This is a genomic window from Tamlana carrageenivorans (assembly GCF_002893765.1).
GTDB lineage: Bacteria > Bacteroidota > Bacteroidia > Flavobacteriales > Flavobacteriaceae > Pseudotamlana > Pseudotamlana carrageenivorans.
In genome coordinates this window covers 4,083,032-4,106,619 of record NZ_CP025938.1, presented here as the reverse complement: position 1 = coordinate 4,106,619, position 23,588 = coordinate 4,083,032, and the positions used below count along the sequence as shown (strand labels likewise).

At 34.1% G+C, this 23,588-nt stretch carries 21 protein-coding genes; 16 read left to right on the top strand and 5 right to left on the bottom strand.

All coding sequences use genetic code 11. From position 1 onward, the window contains the following. Nucleotides 1-3 precede the first annotated feature (3 nt). The 14 genes from dapA (at nt 4) to C1A40_RS17920 (ending at nt 15,228) form a co-directional block, all read left to right on the top strand. Entirely contained in the window at nt 4-882 is an 879-nt protein-coding gene (gene dapA / locus C1A40_RS17985; protein ID WP_102997081.1) for a 4-hydroxy-tetrahydrodipicolinate synthase, read from the top strand. A 117-nt stretch (nt 883-999) separates the two neighbouring features. Further along, nucleotides 1,000-1,800 carry an outer membrane protein assembly factor BamD gene (locus tag C1A40_RS17980; RefSeq protein WP_102997080.1) on the top strand — a complete coding sequence of 267 codons (801 nt, stop codon included), beginning with the start codon at nt 1,000-1,002 and terminating at the stop codon, nt 1,798-1,800. 12 nt (nt 1,801-1,812) lie between these two features. Beyond that, nucleotides 1,813-2,142, top strand: coding sequence for a DNA-directed RNA polymerase subunit omega (locus tag C1A40_RS17975; protein WP_102997079.1), 330 nt, complete (start codon nt 1,813-1,815; stop codon nt 2,140-2,142). A 9-nt stretch (nt 2,143-2,151) separates the two neighbouring features. Further along, the gene (gene coaBC, locus C1A40_RS17970) at nt 2,152-3,357 is read left to right on the top strand and encodes a bifunctional phosphopantothenoylcysteine decarboxylase/phosphopantothenate--cysteine ligase CoaBC (protein ID WP_102997078.1); all 1,206 of its coding nucleotides are present in this window, start codon (nt 2,152-2,154) and stop codon (nt 3,355-3,357) included. Beyond that, nucleotides 3,357-4,244 carry a type IX secretion system protein PorD gene (gene porD / locus C1A40_RS17965; RefSeq protein WP_102997077.1) on the top strand — a complete coding sequence of 296 codons (888 nt, stop codon included), beginning with the start codon at nt 3,357-3,359 and terminating at the stop codon, nt 4,242-4,244. Before coaBC ends, porD begins: the two co-directional genes overlap by 1 nt. A 66-nt stretch (nt 4,245-4,310) precedes the next feature. Beyond that, nucleotides 4,311-5,963: a DNA repair protein RecN gene (gene recN, locus C1A40_RS17960; RefSeq protein WP_102997076.1), complete on the top strand. Its 1,653-nt coding sequence runs from the start codon at nt 4,311-4,313 to the stop codon at nt 5,961-5,963. A 50-nt stretch (nt 5,964-6,013) separates the two neighbouring features. Beyond that, the gene (locus tag C1A40_RS17955) at nt 6,014-6,835 is read left to right on the top strand and encodes an enoyl-ACP reductase FabI (RefSeq protein ID WP_102997075.1); all 822 of its coding nucleotides are present in this window, start codon (nt 6,014-6,016) and stop codon (nt 6,833-6,835) included. Between the two features lie 107 nt (nt 6,836-6,942). After that, nucleotides 6,943-7,941, top strand: coding sequence for a glycosyltransferase family 2 protein (locus tag C1A40_RS17950; RefSeq protein WP_102997074.1), 999 nt, complete (start codon nt 6,943-6,945; stop codon nt 7,939-7,941). A gap of 31 nt (nt 7,942-7,972) precedes the next feature. Then, the gene (locus C1A40_RS17945; RefSeq protein ID WP_241910452.1) at nt 7,973-8,905 is read left to right on the top strand and encodes a YbbR-like domain-containing protein; all 933 of its coding nucleotides are present in this window, start codon (nt 7,973-7,975) and stop codon (nt 8,903-8,905) included. Beyond that, a complete protein-coding gene (gene coaE / locus C1A40_RS17940) occupies nt 8,902-9,492 on the top strand; it encodes a dephospho-CoA kinase (RefSeq protein ID WP_102997072.1) in 591 nt (196 codons plus the stop codon). The genes C1A40_RS17945 and coaE overlap by 4 nt, the downstream gene beginning before the upstream one ends. A gap of 62 nt (nt 9,493-9,554) precedes the next feature. Continuing rightward, nucleotides 9,555-11,123, top strand: coding sequence for a sensor histidine kinase (locus C1A40_RS17935; RefSeq protein ID WP_241910451.1), 1,569 nt, complete (start codon nt 9,555-9,557; stop codon nt 11,121-11,123). Nucleotides 11,124-11,127: 4 nt separating this feature from the next. Continuing rightward, nucleotides 11,128-11,832 (top strand): response regulator transcription factor, encoded by a 705-nt coding sequence (locus C1A40_RS17930; RefSeq protein ID WP_102997070.1) that lies wholly within the window; start codon nt 11,128-11,130, stop codon nt 11,830-11,832. Nucleotides 11,833-12,092: 260 nt separating this feature from the next. Then, nucleotides 12,093-14,543, top strand: a complete 2,451-nt coding sequence (locus C1A40_RS17925; RefSeq protein WP_102997069.1) for a helix-turn-helix domain-containing protein — start codon at nt 12,093-12,095, stop codon at nt 14,541-14,543. Nucleotides 14,544-14,724: 181 nt separating this feature from the next. Continuing rightward, nucleotides 14,725-15,228 (top strand): hypothetical protein, encoded by a 504-nt coding sequence (locus tag C1A40_RS17920; RefSeq protein ID WP_102997068.1) that lies wholly within the window; start codon nt 14,725-14,727, stop codon nt 15,226-15,228. Between the two features lie 404 nt (nt 15,229-15,632). Here the strand turns inward: C1A40_RS17920 and C1A40_RS17915 are convergent, their stop codons facing one another. The 5 genes from C1A40_RS17915 to trmD form a co-directional block, all read right to left on the bottom strand. Further along, nucleotides 15,633-15,872 (bottom strand): DUF6095 family protein, encoded by a 240-nt coding sequence (locus C1A40_RS17915; RefSeq protein WP_102997067.1) that lies wholly within the window; start codon nt 15,870-15,872, stop codon nt 15,633-15,635. Then, on the bottom strand, nt 15,859-16,680 hold the full coding sequence (murQ, locus tag C1A40_RS17910) for an N-acetylmuramic acid 6-phosphate etherase (RefSeq protein WP_102997066.1): 822 nt from the start codon (nt 16,678-16,680) through the stop codon (nt 15,859-15,861). Before murQ ends, C1A40_RS17915 begins: the two co-directional genes overlap by 14 nt. Before the next feature lie 120 nt (nt 16,681-16,800). Next, entirely contained in the window at nt 16,801-19,011 is a 2,211-nt protein-coding gene (locus tag C1A40_RS17905) for an NADP-dependent isocitrate dehydrogenase (protein WP_102997065.1), read from the bottom strand. Between the two features lie 798 nt (nt 19,012-19,809). Next, a complete protein-coding gene (gene rplS, locus C1A40_RS17900) occupies nt 19,810-20,160 on the bottom strand; it encodes a 50S ribosomal protein L19 (RefSeq protein WP_102997264.1) in 351 nt (116 codons plus the stop codon). A 448-nt stretch (nt 20,161-20,608) separates the two neighbouring features. Further along, the gene (gene trmD / locus C1A40_RS17895; protein WP_102997064.1) at nt 20,609-21,286 is read right to left on the bottom strand and encodes a tRNA (guanosine(37)-N1)-methyltransferase TrmD; all 678 of its coding nucleotides are present in this window, start codon (nt 21,284-21,286) and stop codon (nt 20,609-20,611) included. Nucleotides 21,287-21,461: 175 nt separating this feature from the next. Between trmD and C1A40_RS17890 the strand changes: the two genes are divergently transcribed. Together C1A40_RS17890 and C1A40_RS17885 are read left to right on the top strand one after the other, a co-directional pair. Further along, complete coding sequence (locus C1A40_RS17890) at nt 21,462-22,661, top strand: IS4 family transposase (protein WP_102994338.1); 1,200 nt, start codon at nt 21,462-21,464, stop codon at nt 22,659-22,661. Nucleotides 22,662-23,019: 358 nt separating this feature from the next. Then, on the top strand, nt 23,020-23,553 hold the full coding sequence (locus C1A40_RS17885; RefSeq protein WP_068602199.1) for an inorganic diphosphatase: 534 nt from the start codon (nt 23,020-23,022) through the stop codon (nt 23,551-23,553). Nucleotides 23,554-23,588 lie beyond the last annotated feature (35 nt).

The following is a 23,588-nucleotide window of genomic DNA, read 5'->3' as shown; positions in this document are numbered from 1 at the left end:
AGCATGAATAGTAAGTTTCTCGGAACTGGAGTGGCATTGGTAACACCTTTTAATGCCGATTTAAGCATCGACCATAGCGCATTAACTAATATTGTAAATTATAATATTGAAAATGGTACAGATTACCTAGTGATTTGTGGTACAACTGCCGAAAGCGCAACCTTAACAAAGTCGGAAAAAAAGGAAGTTATACAAACCATTGTTAAAGCTAATAATGGCCGTGTGCCATTAGTTTTAGGTATTGGAGGAAATAATACTGCTGCAGTTATAGATGAAATTTCTAACACAGATTTAAGTGCCATCGACGCTATTTTATCTGTTGCCCCTTATTATAGTAAACCAACTCAAGAAGGGTTTTATCAACATTTTAAGGCCATTTCAGAAGTTTGTCCAATAGATATTATCCTTTATAATGTTCCTGGTCGAACTGCAAAAAACATGGAGGCGGAAACTACCATTAGATTGGCCCAGAATTTCAAAAATATTATAGGAGTTAAAGAGGCTGGAAATAATATGTCTCAGTATTATACCTTAATTAAAAATAAGCCAGAAGATTTCTTAATCATTTCTGGAGACGACGATTTAGCTCTTGGTGTTGTTTTAGCTGGTGGAGCTGGAGTGATATCTGTAATCGGACAAGGTTTTCCGAAGGATTTTTCAGAAATGATTCGATTAGGATTAAAAGGAGATGCTAGTGCGGCCTTTAAATTACATTTTAAATTGATAGATGTTATTGGATACATTTTTGAAGAAAATAACCCAGCGGGCATAAAAGGAGTGTTTGAGGCTTTAAAATTATGTAGAGATACCGTAAGATTGCCTCTAGTGCCTGCCTCGGAAGGTCTAAAAGCTAAGATCGCAGCCTTTGTTAATAATTATTAGTCGTGTTAAATATAACTTAAACCTTATTATTATGGAGGTTAAGCAATTACTTTAGCTTGAAATTATATTTTTAAAATCCATATTAATCACTTAATTTTGCATCCTGTTTAAAAATTTATGAACAAGCTTTTATATTTACTAGTACTATTCACAGTTTTAACGAGTTGTAGCGAATATCAGAAAACTTTAAAGGCAGAAGATATTTCTGCAAAATTTAAAATGGGTGAAACGCTTTACAACGAGGGCGAATTTAATAAAGCCAATGCGCTTTTTGCTCAAATCGTTCCCAATTATAGAGGAAAGCCTCAAGCTGAAAAACTCATGTACTTATATTCAAAATCTTTCTATGAGATTAAAGATTATTATGTTGCAGGTTATCAGTTCGAGCGATTTGCGTCTAGTTACCCTAAAAGTGAAAAATTAGAAGAAGCCTCTTTTTTAGCAGCTAAAAGCTATTATATGCTTTCTCCTGTGTACAGTAAGGATCAAACAGAAACGAAGAACGCTATTGAAAAACTTCAAGATTTTATCAATGCCTTTAGAGAATCTAAATATGTTCCAGAAGCCAACGCTTTAACTAAAGAGTTGGCTGTGAAACTAGAAAAGAAAGCCTTCGAAATAGCTAAACAGTATAATACGATTTCAGATTTTGAAGCCGCTATAAAGTCCTTTGATAATTTTATTTTCGAAAACCCAGGTTCTTCGTATTTAGAAGAAGCCTATTATTATAAGTTAGATTCTGCTTTTGAATTGGCTGTTAATAGTATTGAAAGTAAGAGGAAAACTCGTTTAGAGGCTGCTAAAGGATATTATTTAGATTTTAAAAAGGATTATGCCGATTCAAAATATCAAGATGATGTTGAGAAAATGGCAATTGAAATAGAAGAAGAATTACAAAATTACAGCTCACAAAGTTAAACATTTATAACAATGGATTTAAAAAAAACTAATGCTCCAGTTAATACGATTACGTACGACAGAAATCAGATAGATGAGCCTACAGAAAACATCTATGAGTCGATTTCTATTATTGCAAGACGTGCTGAGCAAATTAATACAGAGATTAAAAAGGAACTTATTGATAAGTTAGAAGAATTCGCTACTTATAATGATAGTCTTGAAGAAATCTTTGAAAACAAAGAGCAAATTGAGGTTTCTAAATTTTATGAAAAGTTACCTAAGCCTCATGCTTTAGCCGTTCAAGAATGGTTAACTGATAAAATTTATTTTAGAAATACTGAGAACGACGCTCAGGAATAGTTTCTTTATATGAGTATTTTAAGCGGCAAAAACATACTGTTAGGCATCACGGGTGGTATTGCCGCTTATAAAACAGCTTCACTTGTAAGGTTTTTCGTGAAATCGGGTGCAAACGTAAAAGTAGTTATGACACCAGCTGCAAAAGAATTCGTAACACCCTTAACACTTTCTACCCTTTCTAAAAATCCTGTGTATTCGACTTTTACAAATGAAGACGAAAATACAGAGGTATGGAATAGTCATGTCGATTTAGGTCTATGGGCAGACTTTTTTGTTGTGGCTCCAGCTACCGCCAATACATTGGCCAAAATGGCTAACGGGGTGTGTGATAATTTATTGATGGCGACTTACCTTTCAGCAAAATGTCCGGTATATTTTGCGCCTGCTATGGATTTAGACATGTATCAACATGCCACCACAAATCAATCCTTTGAAAAACTTAAAGCCTTTGGAAACATCATGATTCCAGCAACAAGTGGCGAGCTGGCTAGCGGATTAGTAGGTGAAGGTCGTATGGCCGAACCAGAAGAAATCCTTAGTTTTATTGAAGCTGATGTTTTAGGAAAATTACCATTAAAAGGTAAAAAGATTTTAATTACTGCAGGGCCAACCTATGAAGCTATCGATCCCGTTCGATTTATTGGTAACCATTCCAGCGGCAAAATGGGGTTTGAAATCGCTAAAGCAGCCACCAATCTTGGGGCTGAAGTGTTCTTAATTAGCGGGCCAACCTCACAAAAAGTTTCACACAGTTTAATTAAACAGATTCCAGTGGTGTCTGCCCAAGATATGTTTAATGCTGTGCATACGTATTTTAATTATTGTGATATTGCCATTCTTTCTGCTGCTGTAGCCGATTATCGTCCTAAAGAAGTAGCTCATCAAAAAATAAAAAAGAAGACTTCGACGTTAACATTAGAGCTGGAAAAAACAAAAGACATCTTAGCTTCCTTAGGAGCCATTAAAAACCAACAATATCTTGTTGGTTTTGCACTAGAAACGAATGATGAACTTGAAAATGCCAAAGGAAAACTAAAAAGAAAGAATTTAAATTTAATTGTTTTAAATTCGTTAAATGATAAAGGCGCTGGTTTTAAAGGCGACACCAATAAAGTCACTTTTATAGATGATGAAGGTAACATCACAGCCTTTGAGCTAAAAACGAAATCGGAAGTCGCTATCGACTTATTAAACAAAATTATATCCCATATTTAATGCGTAACCTATTTGTTTTATTATTAATTTGTATCGGATTTAAAGGTGTTTCACAAGAGCTAAATTGTAATGTTGTTGTTAATGCACAGCTAACTGGAAATGAAAACTTTCCAATTTTTAAAACCTTAGAAAAGGAGCTTACCGAATTTGTTAATAATAGAAAATGGACCAATAAAACCTACAAGGCTCAGGAACGTATTAATTGTAGTATGGTTATTAATTTAAGTAACTACAGCGGCGAATCCTTTCAAGGGACTATTCAGGTGCAGTCTTCACGCCCCATTTATGGTTCTTCTTATAGTACGCCAGTATATAATTTTAATGATAAAGACTTTAATTTTAATTATTTAGAATTTCAAAACCTTATTTATAACCCCACGCAATACGAATCGAATTTAATTTCAGTACTCGCTTTTCATGTGTATATGATTTTAGCCTTGGATGCCGATACGTTTTCTCCTGATGGCGGACAAGAATACTACAAACAAGCTCAGATGATTACAAATTATTCACAACAAGGAAATTATAAAGGTTGGAAGCTTGAAGACGGTTTACAAAGTCGTTTTGCGCTTATAGACAATATCCTATCGCCAACATTTAAGGAGTTTAGAAGCGTACTTTACGATTACCATAGAAAAGGCTTAGATGTCATGCATGAGAATGTAAAGGCAGGAAAAGAAGCCATAGCGGCAAGTTTGATGGAATTTGATGCTATGAATAGACGTCGTCCGAATTCTTTTTTATTACGCGTATTTTTTGATGCTAAATCCGACGAAATAGAAGATATCTTTACCGAAGGACCAAATGTTAATGTGGCTAAAGTGAAGGAAACACTTCAAAAAGTAGCCCCGATGTACAGTAGTAAATGGCAAAATATTAAGTTCTAATTCTTAGTATATTTTTTAAGCCACTTTTACTATATTTAATTTTTATTTCTAATACTTTTCAAAGCTTTGCTAACCTCACTTTCTATAAAAAATTATGCCCTTATCGATGCGATGCAAGTCGATTTTAACACGGGTTTTTCTATCATTACTGGTGAAACTGGAGCTGGTAAATCTATTCTTTTAGGTGGATTGTCCCTAATTCTTGGTAAACGTGCCGATTTAAGTAGTTTGAAAGATGCTTCAGAAAAATGTATTATTGAAGCTGTTTTTGATGTGTCAAAATATCAATTAAAAGCACTGTTTGAAGCTGAAGATCTGGATTATGATGCTAATACCATCATCCGTAGAGAAATCTTACCGTCAGGGAAGTCCAGAGCCTTTGTAAATGACACACCTGTAAATTTATCAAGTCTTCAAGTGCTGGGTGAGCGTCTTATCGATATTCATTCGCAACATCAAACCATGCAACTTACTAGTAACGATTTTCAGTTTCAGGTAATCGATGCCTTGGGAGGTAATGAAGACTTACTACAAAATTACAAAGTAGAACTTAAAGTTTATAAAAGATTACAAAAGGAACGTGACGAATTGTTAGTGTTTAAAGCAGAGGCTATTAAGGAACACGATTATAATACCTTTTTGTTGAATGAATTGAATGAAGCAAACCTTATTGACGGTGAACTCGAAAGTCTTGAAGAAGAGTATGAAACTTTAAATAATATTGAAGGCGTAAAGGAAAAACTCTCTGAAGCCTATCAGTTGCTAGATGATGAACAAATTGGTGTGATTGCTTCCTTAACTACTTTAAAGAATGTATTACAAAAACTAGAAGGGTATTCTACAAAATATAAGACTCTTTTTGAAAGAGCGAACAGTAGTTTGATTGAATTGGATGATTTATTTGCTGAAGTAAATGGTTTTCAAGAAGACTTAGAAGCCGATCCAAATCGTTTAGAAATTGTTGATGCCAAATTGAAGCTGCTTCATAGTTTGATGCAAAAACACGTAGCAACAACGGTACTTGAACTTATTGAGATTAGAGATCGCCTAGAGGACAAAGTGTCTGTTACCGAAAACCTCGATGAGACCCTTCAACAGAAAGACAAAGAAATAGCTTCTCAACAAGAAGTGTTAAACAAGTTTGCTAAACAAATTCACGATAACCGTGTTAAAGTCATACCAGAATTAAAATTTCAGTTGGAAGCACTACTAAGCAGTTTAGGTATGCCCAACGCTCAATTTAAAATTGAAGCCCACTTCGAAAAGGAATTTTTTGTCAATGGTAAAGATCGTTTAACATTTTTATTTTCTGCAAATAAAGGAGGGAGTTTTAATGAATTGAAAAAAGCAGCATCGGGAGGCGAATTATCTCGAATTATGCTCTCTATAAAATCTATACTAGCTAAATATATTCAGTTGCCCACTATGATGTTTGATGAAATTGATACCGGTGTTTCTGGAGAAATTTCAAATAAAATGGGAGATATCATGCTGGAAATGAGTAAAACCATGCAAGTGTTTTCAATAACGCATTTACCACAAATTGCGGCTAAAGGTCATGCTCATTTTAAAGTGTTTAAAGAAGATGTCGACAATAAAACGCAAACTAATTTAATTAAGTTGAATCCTGATGAACGTATTGTAGAAATAGCCCAAATGTTAGGCGGTAAAGAAATGTCGTCATCGGCTATTGCTCATGCTAAAGAATTACTCAATTAATTACTATCTTTGTCGCTGAATTAATTTTTTAAAAACAAGAAACTAGATATATGTACAACTTATTAAAAGGAAAGAAAGGGATCATTTTTGGAGCATTAGACTCAAATTCAATTGCTTGGAAAACTGCCGAACGCGTTCATGAAGAAGGCGGTGAGTTTGTATTAACTAATGCGCCTGTTGCAATGCGAATGGGACAAATTAATGAGTTAGCTGAAAAAACAGGGTCTCAAATTATTCCTGCCGATGCGACTTCACTTGAAGATTTACAAAAGTTGGTAGAGCAATCTATGGAGATTTTAGGTGGAAAAATTGATTTCGTACTGCACTCCATAGGGATGTCTATAAACGTGAGAAAAGGAAATCATTACACCAACCAGAATTATGATTTTACACAAAAAGGAACCGATGTTTCTGCGATGTCTTTTCATAAAGTGATGCAAACCTTGTACAAAGCAGATGCTATGAACGAATGGGGAAGTATAGTGGCTCTAAGTTATATGGCAGCACAACGTGTATTCCCTGATTATAATGATATGGCCGATAATAAAGCATATTTAGAAAGTATTGCTCGTAGTTTTGGCTATTTCTTTGGAAGAGATAAAAAGGTTAGAGTAAACACCATTTCGCAGTCACCAACACTTACTACAGCAGGAAGTGGTGTGAAAGGATTTGATGGTTTTATTTCTTATGCCGATAAAATGTCGCCGCTAGGGAATGCTACCGCTTTAGATTGTGCTAATTATACAGTTTCTTTGTTTAGTGACTTAACAAAACGAGTGACTTTGCAAAACCTATATAACGACGGAGGATTTAGTAACATGGGTGTAAGTACCGCAGTTATGGAAGCCTTTGTTGAAAACGAAACAAAGTAATAAACTTATAAATTAAAAAAGAGCCACCTGTTTTTAGGTGGCTTTTTTGGTTTAAAGTTAACCTCTAATAATCATTTGTTTGATGGTGCTTTCTTTATTTTTGTAATATGTCGCAAGTGTTTTCATTTATAATTCCTGTTTACAACCGTCCTGATGAAATTCAAGAACTTTTAGAGAGTTTCAAATCTCTTGAAGGTGATTTTTCATTTGAAATTGTTATTATTGAAGACGGTTCTGAGTTCTCATCAGAAGCTGTAGCAAAAGCTTTTCAGCCTTATTTGAATATCGCGTATTATTACAAACCCAATTCCGGTCCTGGTGATTCTAGAAATTTTGGAATGCGTAAGGCTAAAGGTGATTATTTTATCGTTTTAGATTCCGATTGTATTTTACCAAAAGGCTATTTAAAAGCCGTTGAACATAGTTTGACACACGATTATGTAGATTGTTTTGGAGGTCCAGATACGGCGCATGAATCTTTTTCAAATCTTCAAAAGGCGATTAATTTCTCAATGACTTCTTTTATTACTACAGGCGGTATACGTGGTAAAAAGGGGAGTTTAAATAAATTTCAGCCCAGAAGTTTTAATATGGGGTTGTCCAAAAAAGCTTTTGAAGCATCTCATGGCTTTGGTAAAATTCATCCTGGGGAAGACCCCGATCTATCCATGAGATTATGGGAACTAGGTTTTGAAACCAAATTGATTCCCGAGGCTTTCGTATATCATAAACGCCGAATCTCTTGGGTAAAATTTTACACACAAGTTTATAAATTCGGATTGGTACGCCCTATTTTAAATGTTTGGCATCCGAGTTCTAAAAAGTTAACTTATTGGTTTCCTACACTGTTTAGTGCAGGTTTAATGTTGGCTATTGGGCTTTGCTTTTTCAAAATAAATCTCTTATTAGTAGTTTATTTATTGTATTTTGTAGTAGCCTTTATGGTAGCTTTAGTTAGTACCAAAAGTTTAAATGTCGCTTTATTAGCCCTTCCTGCAATTATGGTTCAGTTTTTCGGATATGGATATGGTTTTTTAAAATCAACGTGGGTGGTTTCTGTATGGCGTAAAAATCCAGAAACTCACTTCCCTAAACTATTTTTTTAATCACATGCTTAATTCCTTAAAGTCTAAATTATTGAGTTCAATAAAAAATAAAAGAATCAATGTGTTTCTTTTATTTTTATTATTTGCTTTTATAATTTTAATCATTTCCAAATTATCTAAAACCTATACAGATACCATTCCTTTTAAGGTAGAAAAGGTTAATGTGCCTCAAGAATATGTGATTTTAGATGATTCTGTAAGTATGAACATTACTTTAAAAACACATGGATTTAGATGGCTAAAGTATTATTTCACGAAACCAAAAGTGACGGTAGATTTTAGTTCAGATGTTCATAAAAATGACCACGCTTTTGTATACAATAAAACGAAAGCTTATTTAAATAATACACAGTTTGATAATGAGGTTGAAATTTTAAACTTGTCACCCGAAAAAATAGCCTTTCGATATGGTGTCAATTTGGTAAAAAAAGTTCCTGTTAAGATAAAGGCAGAAGTGAATTATGCCCTTGGTTTTAATTCTTCGGAAGCGTTTAGAGTGGAGCCAGATTCGGTAAAGGTAATAGGACCTGACGTTTTGGTATCTAAAATCAAATTTTTAGAAACAGAAGCGAAACAATTAAATGAAGTTCGAGCGAATTTAAACGAACCATTGAAGCTTAAATTTCCAGAAAACACATCAGAAGTGCAATACACTGTTCATCAGGTTACCTTAAAAGTTAAGGTTGAAAAGTTTACCGAAGGGACCTTGAAAATTCCTGTAAAGGTCATTAATACACCTAAAAATAGTGTTGTAAATTACTTTCCAAAGGAAGTGAGTGTTTCGTATGTTGTAAGCTTAAATAATTTTGAACGCATTACAAAACAGGATTTTGAGGTAGTTTGTGATTTTGAGAAAATTCATGATAATCAAAACTTTTTAACGCCAGAATTAATTAGGGTTCCAGCGCTAGCCAAACACTCAAGAATTAGTCAGCAACGCATCGAATTTATTATTACAAAATGAAAATAGTTGGACTAACAGGTGGTATTGGGAGCGGGAAAACTACGGTTGCAAAAATGTTTAAAGACCTTGGTGTGCCGATATATATAGCAGATGATGAGGCTAAAAAACTGATGAATGAATCACCTGTGTTAAGGGATGAAATCATTCAACTATTTGGTGACAGCGCATACCTTAATGAGGGTTTAAACAGACCCTTTATCGCTAATATTATTTTTAGGGATAAAACCTATCTCGATAAAATGAATGCGATAGTACATCCAAAAGTTTCAGAGCATTTCGATAAATGGGTTTTAAAGCAAAAAGCACCCTATGTTATTAAAGAAGTAGCTATTTTATTTGAAAATGGAGGGCATCAGTCCTGCGATTTTGTAATAAGCGTCACAGCTCCTAAAGATTTAAAAATAAAACGCTTGTTAAATAGAGATGATACTACGATTGAAAAGATTGAAAATATCATGAAAAATCAATGGTCTGATGAAGAAAAAATAAAGCTTTCAGATTTTGTGGTTTTTAACACTGTTTTAGAGGAAACTTATACTCAAGTCTTAAAAATACATAAAGAAATTTTAGGAAATCTTAAATTTTAACATTTTTGTTAATGTAAGGTTAAATGATAAGATTTTTAATGTTAAAATGTTAATTTTGATCGATGAGTAAAAGGATATTTATCTTATTAATAATACTGATGAGCTTGTCGCTTATTGGTATTATTGCTATTCAGGCTTATTATATTAATGATTCTGTAAATAATGAAAGAAACCGTTTTAAGTCTAATGTCGTTACCGTTTTAAATAACGTTTCTAATACGATTGAGGAAAATGAATTTGAAAAATATTTTACGGAGTATTTAAGCTTAGATAAAGAAAAAAAAGCTGACGAAGAAGCTGTCTCTCAACTGTTAATTTACAGAAAAAACAACAGCACGAAAGAAACACTTATCTATAAAAGTAACGTTTTACAAGAGGATTATAAATTATCCTCATCGCTCTTTGATATTGGTTTAGATAGCCTGGATATAACAAACATTATCGGGAACTCAACTACCGAAATTTATAGTAATTTGGAATCATCAGATAAAGACCTTAAAAGTCCGATTTCTAAAATTATTAGAAGTGGTACCATCGATGAAGCCCAAAAATTAAGTCTTGAGAAAAGTTTTAAAGAGGTTTTAAAAAGAACGCCTGTTCATAAAAGGGTTTCTGAAGAGGAAATAAGAACTTTATTAGCCGAAAAACTGACTAAATATGGTATTAATATTGATTTTGAATTTGCCATTTACGGTAATGATTTAGCAACAAAAGTACATAGTGATAATTTCGATTATCATAAAGATTCTACTTATGGTGTTCCTATTTTCTATGATGAAAATAACCGTAGTCTTTATAGGTTATTAGTTAATTTTCCGGATAAAAGAAAATTTATCTTATCTGGCGTTATTGGAATGATTACACTTTCCATAATGTTTACACTAATTATCATTTTGGCTTCAGGTCTGGCTTTATATCAACTCGTAAAACAGCGTAAAATTTCGGAAATTAAAACCGATTTTATTAATAACATGACGCATGAGTTTAAAACACCTATTGCAACTATAAACTTGGCACTCGATGCGATTAAGAACCCGAAAGTTATTGCCGATCAAGATAAGGTTGTGCGTTACCTGTCGATGATCAAGGAGGAAAATAAACGCATGCATGCTCAAGTTGAAAATGTTTTAAGAATATCTAAATTAGAAAAGAACGAACTTAACATAAATAAAGATAGAGTAAACCTACATGAATTAATTGAAGATGCTATTACACATGTAGAGTTAATTGTGGAGGATAGACAAGGCTATATTAAGACGTTTTTAAATGCCGAAAAAACATCGGTTTTGGCTAACGAAACACATTTTACAAACGTTATTGTTAATATGTTGGATAATGCCATTAAGTATTCTCCTGAAGCCCCTAGAATTGAAGTGTATACAGAAAATGTGGGCACTAATGTTTTGTTAAAAGTGAAAGATCACGGGAGCGGTATGAGTAAAACAGCCGCAAAAAAAGTGTTCGAAAAATTTTATAGAGAACACACCGGTAATATTCATAACGTTAAAGGTCACGGATTAGGATTGGCTTACGTTAAAAGAATTGTAGAAGACCACCAAGGTCATATATCAGTAGAAAGTGAAAAAGACAAAGGGAGCACATTTACCATAAAGCTTCCGTTAATATCGTAATATCATGGAAGAGCAAAAAAAGAGAATATTATTAGTAGAAGACGATCCTAATTTTGGAACGGTTCTTAAGGATTATTTAATGATGAATGAATACGAAGTCACACATGCCAAAAATGGTATGGAAGGATTTGAAAAATTCAAAAAAGATGATTTTGACTTGTGTATTCTCGATGTTATGATGCCTTATAAAGATGGCTTTACATTAGCTAAAGAAATAAGAGAAAAAAACACAGATGTTCCCATTATTTTCTTAACCGCGAAAACAATGAAAGAAGATGTTTTAAAAGGTTATAAAGTTGGAGCAGACGATTACTTAAACAAGCCGTTTGATAGTGAAGTGCTTTTAATGAAAATTAAGGCCATAATCCAACGTAAGGCTACAGAAACGATTTCTGATAGTAAGCAATTTGAGTTTAAAATTGGAGATTTCGATTTAAACTCTAAATTACGTTTCTTAAAGTTTAAAGGTGGCGATCCTGTTAAATTATCTCCTAAAGAGAATGAGTTGTTGCGCTTGTTAGCCCTTCATGAAAATGATTTAATGCCGCGTGAATTAGCGCTTACAAAAATTTGGCGTGACGATAATTATTTTACATCGCGTAGTATGGATGTTTATATAGCTAAGTTGCGTAAATACTTAAAACTTGATGAAAAGGTAGAAATACTAAATATCCATGGAGAAGGTTTTAGGTTAGTTGTAAATAGTTAAAAATCAATACTATTATAAGAAAAATCCAGCGCTAGGCTGGATTTTTTTTTGTTCTTCTTAGTACGCTTCTTAGTTTAAAATGTAATAATCAGATTTTAAGTTGTTTATGGTAAATGTTTTTTATGTTTATTTATAAGCAAATCAAACATCTCTGCATTATATTGTGGTGTATCTGTATTTTTTGTAGGAAATTTACTTTAAAACTATTGAAAAACTTCTATATTTATTACCTTCAATTTCTAATAATTTTAAAATACTTAATGGCTGTAAATAAGGAACTCGAATTGGCATGGGCGTTTGTAAATAATACAAACCGATCCATTTTTTTAACAGGAAAAGCAGGCACAGGAAAAACAACCTTTTTACACCGTTTAAAAAAAGAAAGTTTAAAACGTATGGTGGTTGTAGCGCCAACAGGAGTAGCAGCTATCAATGCGAAAGGTGTTACCATACATTCTTTTTTTCAAATGCCCTTTGGGCCAATTTTACCAGATACCGACTTAAACGCTTCTAAAGGGTATAATAGAAAATTTAGTAAAACTAAAATCAATATTATTAAGTCTATGGACCTTCTAGTAATTGATGAAATTAGTATGGTGCGCGCCGATTTGTTAGATGGTATAGATAAAACCTTACGTCGTTATAGGGATAGAAACAAGGTGTTTGGAGGCGTTCAGGTGTTAATGATAGGGGATTTACAGCAATTATCGCCCGTAGTAAAAGAACAAGAATGGGAACTTTTAAAAGCACATTACCGCAACGGATTCTTTTTTAGTAGTCATGCTTATATGCAATGTGAAGCTATTTCGGTAGAATTAAAACATATTTACCGTCAAGAAAATCCTACGTTTATTGATATCTTAAATGAAATTAGAAACAATAAGTTAAGTAACGCTTCCGCGGAAGAGTTAAACAAACGTCATATTCCAAATTTTGCACCAAAACCAGATGCAGGTTACATCTCGTTAACGACCCACAACAGAAAGGCTGAAGCCACAAATCAAGCAGAACTCGATAAATTAGATTCTAAAATATTTACTTATAAAGCTCTAGTAGAGGGTAAGTTTCCAGAGTATGCCTATCCAAATAATGAATCTTTAGATTTAAAGGTTGGTGCGCAGGTTATGTTTGTTAAAAATGATAGCGATCCTTCCAAACGTTATTTTAATGGTAAAATTGGTAAAATCCTCTATCTTGATAAAGATGAGGTTGTTGTACATTGTCCTGACGACGACTTCAATATTGAAGTGAAACCCGAAGTTTGGGAAAATATAAATTACACGGTAGATAAAGAAACTAAGGCAATTACTGAAGAAAAAATAGGATCCTATACCCAAATGCCATTGCGTTTGGCTTGGTCCATAACCATTCATAAAAGTCAAGGGTTAACCTTCGATAAGGCCATTATTGATGCTGAAGGCGCTTTTGCACACGGCCAAACCTATGTGGCACTAAGTCGGTGTAAATCCTTAGAAGGCCTGGTTTTGAAAAGTAAAATTCAGTCTAATCAAATTATAAGCGACATTAATGTGATTGCTTTTAATGAAAAGGCCGAACAAAATACACCGGATGATGCTGTTTTAGAAGCTTCAAAAAAAAGATTTCAACTGGATCTCATTCATGAAATTTTCGATTTTTATCCCTTTTTGTTTCCTGTAAATCGCATTTTGGATATTTATTACAAAAACAAATCGGTTATAGAAGGTAATATAGAAGCGATCATGTTACCTTTTAAAGATAAGTTGGCCGATTTCTTAAAAGTAGCTAATGGTTTTATGGTACAACTCAAACAAATTTCAGAGGATGAAGGTTTGCCAGAGACCAGCCCCTTAATTCAAGAGCGTTTTAAAAAGGCGATTGCTTATTTTAAAACCGAGACAGTTACGCATTTTACAACACCCTTAAATGCCTTTGCTTTTACTACAGATAACCAAGTTGTGGGTGCAGATATCACCAAAAATTTAGATGCTTTAGAAGAATTTTTGGAGTTTAAAACGCTGTACTTTAATGAACTACATGAAGGCTTTCAAACCAAGTCCTTTTTGGAATGGCGTACTAAGGCGATATTTAAGGAGAAAAATAAACCGAAACGTACTAGAAAATCCGTGGTAGACGGTACCAGTCATGTGGAACTTTTTGAACGCTTACGAGTACTTAGAAATGAAATTGCAGAGGCGAAAAGCTTGGTGCATTTTCAAGTATTTACTCAAAAAGCCCTTTACGATATGTGTGAAAATCTTCCAACAACTAAAAGTGCTTTACTTAAGGTTAATGGTATGGGAAAAACCCGTGTACAAAAATATGGTGATACCATCTTAAAGGAAATCATTGATTATTGTGAGGAAAATGACATTGAAATTGAAAAAGACACCGAAATATTTAATGATAAGCCGAAGCGAAAAGTTGGTGAAACAAAATTTGAATCTTTAAAGTTATTTAAAAAAGGTAAAACCATTAAGGAGATTTCAGATATACGTGAGTTAAATGAAAATACCATTTTCGGACACCTGGCCAGCTTCATCCCTTCCGGGGAAGTAGAAGTATTAGATTTAATGTCTGTAGCGCATTATAATGATTTAAAAACGCTTATTCCACAGAAAACCTATGAAACCATTTCAGATTTAAAACAGCAATTGGATGATAAATATACTTATGGGGAGATTCGGTTAGTTTTAAATGATTTGGAGCATGTTAAGGAGGGATCATCTTAATTTAAAAAAAAATCGTTTTTGATTTAAAAATTAAATACTTGAAAATCAGTTTGTTTGTAGGTAATGCCAGTTTGAAAAATTAATATCATGATGTCAACTTCAAAAGACGGTATCTTTTATGTTCATTTTTTGTGGACATTAAATCAGGCGCATAATTTAAAAATTATCTATATTTAGACTCATGAATAACATGCTACAAGCTTCTTTACTAACATTAAATAAATCTGAAGTTATTTTAAAACAATTGTCCAATACCCAATTGTCCGATACCTCAGTATCTCCTTATTATTCGAGTATAGGAAGTCATTTAAGGCATATTTTAGATTTTTACGACTGTATTTTTAAGAGCCCATCTCATAATGAAGTAGATCTTACGGCTAGAAGTAGAAATAAAGCCGTTGAAGAAAATTGCCATGAAGCTTTAAATTATCTAAAAGACATCATTGATAATCTTAAAGCTTTTCAATTTAAGGAGGCTCAAATTGTTCATGTGATTGATGATTTGGGAACAGGAAAAATTGAAATTCCATACACCTATGGAGCTTTGTTATCCCAGGCAAACAGCCATACCATTCATCATTATGCCATTGTCAATTATATATTTGATCGATTGCATATAAAAATCAACGATTCTGACTTCGGATTTAACCCGAGTACGCCAAAAGAGAGTTTGATTAATAAATAGTTACTAACTATTTCCGTCCTAAAGAAATAATATTGTTGTTCATTTTTTTAGTTCACTGTTGAATATTTTAAATTAATGAGTTCATGAATCTCCTTTGTCGATTTCATTGATGAAAAAACGAACCAAAAAAATCTAGGCTTACGAATCTTTATCTAAATTTTTCGTTCCAAACCTAAATTTCAGGAACTCGCTTTGATAGTTGGTGGTGAATTTTAAAATTCGTTTAGTTCAAACAGCCTGAAATTTTACGGTGTTTTCACTTCAAATTTTACAATAAATTTTCGATAGGCCATAAACCGAGTCATAGAAATTTATCCCAATACAATAATTCAGAAGGCTGTTAATAAATATGGCCTATACAAGGAGTTCTTAAAAAAGGTTTGACTGCAATTGATTATAGATGTCTATTTCTTAAACATACTATCCATAATGGTTTTAAGACCTTTAAAAACCATAAATACAGCCATAGCACATACCGCGCAGCCAACAATTAAAAGCGGTAGGTAATAAGGAGATTCTGGTTTACTATAAGCAAAACTTAATAGAATAGGGCCCATAAAAAGACTCAATGCAGCAAATATTAATATTTTAACGCCTTTAAATAAAACGGTTTTATCCGTTCTTTTGGTTTTAGTTTCTTCCATTTGAATAGTTTTTTATTGCTTCTCTTACATTTTTATATTGCTCAAGTAACTTTGAAGCTGTTTTTTCTGAGACTTTTATTTCATCCATAATCATGCGAATGCCACGGTCAACAAGCTTGTTGTTGCTTAATTGCATGTCTACCATTTTGTTGCCTTTTACATGTCCGAGTTGAATCATAGTCGTTGTGGTAATCATGTTTAGAACTAACTTTTGAGCCGTACCTGCTTTCATTCTAGAACTTCCCGTAACAAATTCAGGCCCAACTACGACTTCAATCGGGAATTGTGCGGTTTGTGATAGCGGACTATTTTTATTGCAAGTAATACATCCTGTAACGATGTTGTTCGTATTACAAGTTTCAAGCGCAGAAATGACATAAGGCGTGGTTCCTGAAGCCGCAATACCAATCACCACATCATTTTGTGAGATATGATAGGCTTGTAAATCTTCCCAACCGTGGGTGGTAGAGTCTTCAGCAAATTCTACAGCTTTTCTAATGGCTGTATCCCCACCTGCAATGAGGCCAATAACTAAATCGTATGGCACACCAAAAGTAGGAGGGCATTCCGAGGCATCGATAATACCAAGACGACCACTGGTACCTGCTCCCATGTAAAAAAGGCGTCCGCCAAGTTTTAGTTTCTCTACGGTTTGTGAAATTAAAGCTTCAATTTGTGGTAAAGCTTTTTCAACCGCTAAGGGTACACTTTTATCTTCGTTATTGATGTTTTGTAGTAATTCTGAAACCGACATCTTTTCCAGATGGTTGTAGTTAGAATCTTGTTCGGTTGTTTTTGTAAAACTCATGCTCCAAAAATACGTTTTTTTTAGTTTAACTTCAGGGCGATTCTAAATTTGAAGTGAAAATCTAGGTATAAAAAAAAGCTCCCAAAACAGGAGCTTTTAAAATTTATATGGTAATTAAAATTAATCTATAATCGCATTAAACGTACTACTAGGACGCATTACTTTAGTAACCAAAGCTTCGTTTGGTTCGTAATAACCACCAATATCGGTTGGTTGTCCTTGTATATCGTTTAATTCAGCAACAATTTTAGCTTCGTTCGCTGCTAATTGCTCGGCAATAGGGGTGAACTCTGCTTTTAAATCGGCATCATCATTTTGCTTAGCTAATTCTTGAGCCCAGTATAAAGCCAGGTAAAAATGACTTCCTCTGTTATCTAATTCTCCAGCTTTACGAGATGGTCCTTTTCTGTTTTCAAGTAGAGTACTTGTGGCATCGTCTAAAGTAGCTCCTAGTATTTTAGCTTTAGGATTGTTGTTTACATTACTAAAGTGTTCTAAAGAAACCGCTAAGGCTAAAAATTCACCTAAAGAATCCCAACGTAAGTGGTTTTCTTCAACAAGTTGTTGTACGTGCTTTGGAGCCGATCCACCAGCACCAGTTTCAAATAAACCACCACCGTTCATTAAAGGCACAATAGATAACATTTTTGCACTAGTACCAACTTCTAAAATAGGGAATAAATCGGTTAAATAATCACGTAATACATTACCAGAAACCGAAATAGTATCTTCACCTTTTATAAGACGCTCACAAGTAAATAAAGTCGCATCGATAGGAGATAAGATTCTTAAGTCTAAACCATCCGTATCGTGATCTTTTAAATAGGTATTTACTTTTTTAATAATTTCAGCATCATGAGCTCTATTTTCATCTAACCAAAAAACAGCAGGTGTTTCAGAAGCTCTAGCACGTGTTACAGCTAACTTAACCCAGTCTTGGATTGGAGCATCTTTAGTCTGACACATTCTCCAGATATCACCTTCTTCAACTTGGTGCTCTAATAAAGTATTTCCAGAAGCATCAATCACTTTCACAGTTCCGTTAGAGGCCATTTCGAATGTCTTGTCGTGTGATCCGTATTCTTCAGCTTTTTGAGCCATAAGGCCAACATTAGGAACTGTTCCCATAGTAGTAGGATCAAAAGCACCATGTTTTTTACAAAAATCGATGGTAGCCGAATAAATTCCAGCATAACTACTATCTGGAATAACAGCTTTAGTATCCTGTAATTCACCAGCAGCATTCCACATTTGTCCAGACGTGCGAATCATGGCAGGCATTGAGGCATCAATAATCACATCACTAGGAACGTGTAAGTTAGTAATACCTTTATCAGAATTTACCATGGCGATGGCAGGACCGTTGGTATATGCCGCTTGAATATCTGCTTCTATAGCTTGACGCTCTTCTGTTGGTAGTTTTTGAATAGACTCTAAAACATTACCAAAACCAGAGTGAACATCGACACCTAGTTTTTCAAAAGTTTCACCGTGTTTAGCGAATACATCTTTGAAAAAAGTTTTAACAGCGTGTCCAAAAATGATAGGATCACTCACCTTCATCATCGTAGCTTTCATGTGTAAAGAAAACAATACGCCAGTTTCTTTGGCATCAGCAACTTGAGCTTCTAAAAAGCTTAATAATGCTTTTTTGTTCATGACCGTTGCATCGATAATTTCACCTTGTAATAAGGCTAGTCCTTCTTTCAAAACTAAAGTTTCACCATTAGCATTAGTGTGTTGGATACTTACTTTAGTTGCTTTAGGAATCGTTGTAGATTTTTCATTATGAGCAAAATCACCTGCACTCATAGTGGCTACGTGAGATTTTGAATCGCTTGTCCAAGCCCCCATAGAATGCGGATTCTTTTGAGCGTAATTTTTAACAGCTTTAGGCGCACGTCTGTCACTGTTTCCTTCACGTAAAACAGGGTTTACAGCACTACCTTTAACTTTATCGTAACGGGCTTTGATGTCTTTTTCAGCATCGGTTGCAGTCTCATCTGGGTAGTTAGGAATGTTAAACCCTAAGCCTTGTAATTCTTTAATAGCCCCTTTTAATTGCGGTACAGAAGCACTAATGTTTGGTAATTTTACAATATTAGCTTCAGGCTTTTTGGCTAACTCGCCAAGAATAGCTAAGTCATCAGATACTTTTTGATCATCTGTTAAAAAGTCTGGGAAAACAGCTAAAATTCGGGCTGCTAATGATATATCTTTGGTTTCAATGTCAATACCAGAAGACTTAACAAACGCTTTAACAATAGGTAAAAATGAGCGCGTTGCTAACGCCGGAGCCTCGTCCGTTTTTGTGTAAATTATTTTAGACATTAGTGTCGGATTTATTTAATGAATTATTAAGGGCTAAAACGTTGTAGTTAGTAATTGTAACATTTTTAGCCACGCGAATATACGAAATTAGATACGTAATTTAAATCAATCATTATACGAATGGTTTTTTTGCTTAAAATTTTTGTAATAATGAAAAAATAGTATTGATAAAGTATGGATATGATAAAATAATTGTGAAGATTTTATTAAAAATAAAAGCCATATCCCTGCAGAACTTAATCTACTGTGACATGGCTTTCTCGAAATAACCTTACTAAACCTAATTTTAGCATTTCACTAAAAATTTTAAAATTTTCAATTAAACTTTCAGTTTAAGTACTGTCATTTCAATGAAACATTCATTTAATTTTCAAAATGTATTGACCTATTAACTAAATGCTTCGGTTAATTGCCTTTTTATACTAATAAATCCTTACTCGTTTAAACGATGATTTATCTAGTAAGACTTTCTAGCAGCATATTCATATTGATTATCCTGACAAAAGCGTCTTGTTTCAATTCTAAACATTACATAATAAATTTGTAACATTTGAAACGCAACTTGATCTTTTTAAATATTTCACAACTAATATGAAATATCGATCTAAAAAAGCAACTATTAAATATATAAGAACGTTTATTTCTGTTACTAAATTACAAAAAACAGACGCGATAACCAAGGTTTTTAACATTTTAATTATCAACGGTTTATAAACAGTAGTTGTTAACATTTGTTTATAAAAAAAGCCTTGAAAAAAATCAAGGCTTTTAAAAACTACGGTTGTAGTTGTATTATGCTTAACGTCTACGCTCAGTAATTCTGGCTTTTTTACCAGTAAGGCCTCTAAAGTAGAAGATTCTTGCTCTACGTACTTTACCACGTTTGTTAACTTCAATTTTTTGTAATGCTGGTAAATTTACTGGGAAGATACGCTCTACACCAACGGTTCCAGACATTTTTCTAATAGTGAAAGTTTCAGAAGCTCCAGATCCTCTTCTTTGGATTACTACACCTCTAAAAAACTGAGTTCTAACTTTTTCACCCTCTCTAATTTCGTAGTATACAGTAATTGTATCACCAGCAGAAAAATCAGGTAATTCTTTTTTTGTTACAAATTCGTCTTGTACAAATTTTATTAAAGATTCCATATCTTTATGTTTTATTATGATTAATTCAGAACAACATGCACGATTCTCGCCAGAGGTTAACCCGAAATTGGCTGCAAAAATAATCATTAATTAATTAATTGCAATTTTTTATTCTAATTATTTTGGTGTTCCCTTACAGGTCAGGCTATCCGCTATATCTTTTTTGTTGAAAACCGGTGTTTTTAGTCCAATATTTGCTGCTATTTCAGGCTTGTTGTACCCTAAAAACGTGTAACCCACAAAAAAGGATGCCGCTTCTATCCTTAACACAACCCACGTAAATGTTTAAGATTAAAGTCTTATTAACTTCCTAACCTCTAGTCCTCCTTCAACTACTTAACATCTTCTTCATTTTCTTCTCAACTCTTTCTATATTAGCTTATTCTTAACTTCTTCAACTTCTACATTTTCTTAACTTCCTCTCCATCAATCTCTTCATAACTCCTCATCACTCCCCCAACAAATCTGGGCGTCGTTCTTTGGTCCTCAAGTAGGCTTGTTCTTCACGCCATTTTTCAATCTCGGGCAAGTTGCCACTAAATAGTAATTCTGGCACTTTCCAACCTTTGTATTCACGTGGTTTGGTGTAAATAGGGGGCGCTAATAAATTATCCTGAAAAGAATCGGTTAGGGCCGAGGTTTCATTACCTAAAACCCCTGGTATTAATCTTATAACGGCATCACATAGTACGGCTGCTCCTAATTCACCTCCAGAAAGCACATAATCGCCAATGGAAATTTCACGGGTTATAAATTGATCCCGTACGCGTTGGTCAACGCCCTTGTAATGTCCGCATAAAATAATCATGTTCTCTTTTAAAGATAAATGGTTGGCGATGCCTTGTTTTAAGGTTTCTCCATCTGGAGTCATGTAAATCACTTCGTCATAGTCGCGTTCCGCCTTTAAAGCCGAAATACATTTGTCTATAGGTTCAATCATCATTACCATGCCGGCGCCGCCACCAAATTGGGTGTCGTCTATGGATTTGTAGTTGTCATTGGTATAATCTCTTAGATTATGAAAATGGACTTCTACCAAATTGGCCTCTATGGCTCGTTTTAGTATGGAAGCTTCAAACGGACTCTTAAGTAACTCCGGTAACACCGTAATAATATCTATGCGCATGACTTTTTTTAAGAGCTACAAAGGTAATTGAATTGTTTGAGAGTTTCATAGCATAAATTTTAGACCATCATTTAAATTAAAATCATTAGTGTCCGATAAAAGATTTAAAAAGCGGGATTTCCAAGATAGGATTTCCCGCTTATTTTGTATCTTGAAGTTATCACACATCCAAGATATGAATAAAAGTAAAAACTTTAGCGGACAACCCATAATCAAACAGGTATTAAATTTCATTTTGCCCAAAGATGTTCATCGGACAGCCAAAAAGCACAACAGCGATCGCTATACCAAAAAGTTTACCACCTATGAGCATTTGGCCACTATGGTATTTACCGTGATCAGTGGCTGTAGCTCACTTCGTGAGGTTTCCAGTATTATGCTTGCCTGCGAGGGAAAGATCAACCATCTAGGACTCACGGACTTTCCAAAACGCAGTACCTTGTCAGATGCTAACAGGAGAAGAAGCTCTGAAGTATTTGCCGATATTTATCATTTACTCTACAAACGTTACCATCGCTTTTTATCGGACAGCAGACCCTTAGAACCTGCAGTGAAGAACCTTAAAATCGTTGATTCCTCGACCATCCCCCTATTTAGTGACATTCTTAAAGGTGTAGGAAGGAACCCGCTCAACGGCAAAAAGAAAGGAGGTATCAAGATGCATACTATGATAAACGCCATGGAAGACGTTCCTTGTCTGATTAAGTTTTCAAGCGCGGCCACGCACGACCACACCTTTTTAAAAGACCTGGAACTCAAGAAGGGCTCTTATGTGGTTTTTGACAAAGGGTATGTGGATTATGAGCAATACCAAAAATGGACACTGGAAGATGTTTACTTTGTGACTCGGCAAAAGGACAATGCTCGCTATACAAGCCTTGAAGAGTTTGATATCTCCAATAAAGTGGACGATGCTGTCTTAAAGGACGAAAAAATAGGGCTTACGGACAAAAACGGCAATGCTTTTTCCCTGAGGAGAATCGCTTTTTGGCACGAAAAGCACCAAAAAGTTTATGAGTTCATCACTAATAATTATGATCTTGATGCAGACAAAATAGCCGACATCTATAAAAATAGGTGGCAGATTGAGACGATGTTCAAGCGGCTTAAACAGAACTTTCCGCTAAAGTATTTTTTGGGAGACAATCAAAATGCCATCGAAATACAAATCTGGGTCAGTTTGATAATCCAGCTCATTATGCTTGTGATCCAAAGAAAAGCCCAAAGAAACTGGGCTTATTCCAATATGATGTCCGTCATACGATACCATTTGATGACATATATCGATTTGTTCAAATTCCTGAAAAACCCAGAAGCTAATTGGGAAGAGATTACAACCAAAAACATTGGGCAATTAAGCCTTTTTGACCCATAAGGAGGTTCTGTTTTCAAAATAAAGAGTGCGATCAATAAAAAAGGCCAACACCAAAGCTTTTTTAGCTAATTCTGTTTTTTATCGGACAACAATAAATTAAAATCTAAAAATAAATGCAAAAATTTCTCTTAAACATTAATACCAACGCATTAAAAACGTTAAAATATATGCAAAAGTTAACCCTAGGGCTTCCTGATGTTATAAATTAAAAATTTTCTAAAACCTGGGTTGATATTATGCTTTTGTAAAGCAGGCCAAATCAACATGTTTTTTGTTGTTAAAAGCTGTTGGTTTCAGTACATTTGTTCACTTAAATATTAAACGATAACTACTTAAATATATGACTAAACAAATAACAATGAGTGATAAAAAAAAGGCATCAGTAACTTTCGATGTATTAATCGAAATTCCTAAAGGCAGCAGAAATAAGTATGAGTACGATTTTACACTTCATAAAATTCGATTCGACCGCTTATTATTTTCATCCATGATGTACCCTGGCGATTACGGGTTTATTCCAGAAACATTAGCTTTAGATCAGGATCCTCTGGATGTATTGGTTTTAGGGCATGAGCCAACCTATCCTATGGTGGTAATGGAAGTTAGACCTATTGGAGTGTTTTACATGACCGATGAAAAAGGACCAGATGAAAAGGTGATCTGTGTACCGGTTTCCGATCCTATTTGGAGCAACAAAACAGATATCTCCGATTTAAATCCGCATAGACTAAAGGAAATCGAGCACTTTTTTAAAGTGTATAAAGATTTAGAAAAGAAAAAAGTAGATACTGGTGGGTGGGGTAATGCCGAAGCTGCAGTAAAAATTTATCATGAGTGTGTTAAACGCTACGATGAAAGTGAACACAAGAAAAAAAGAACGTTCACTATTTAGAACGATTTCTTAATACTATATTTTAAAGACCACCT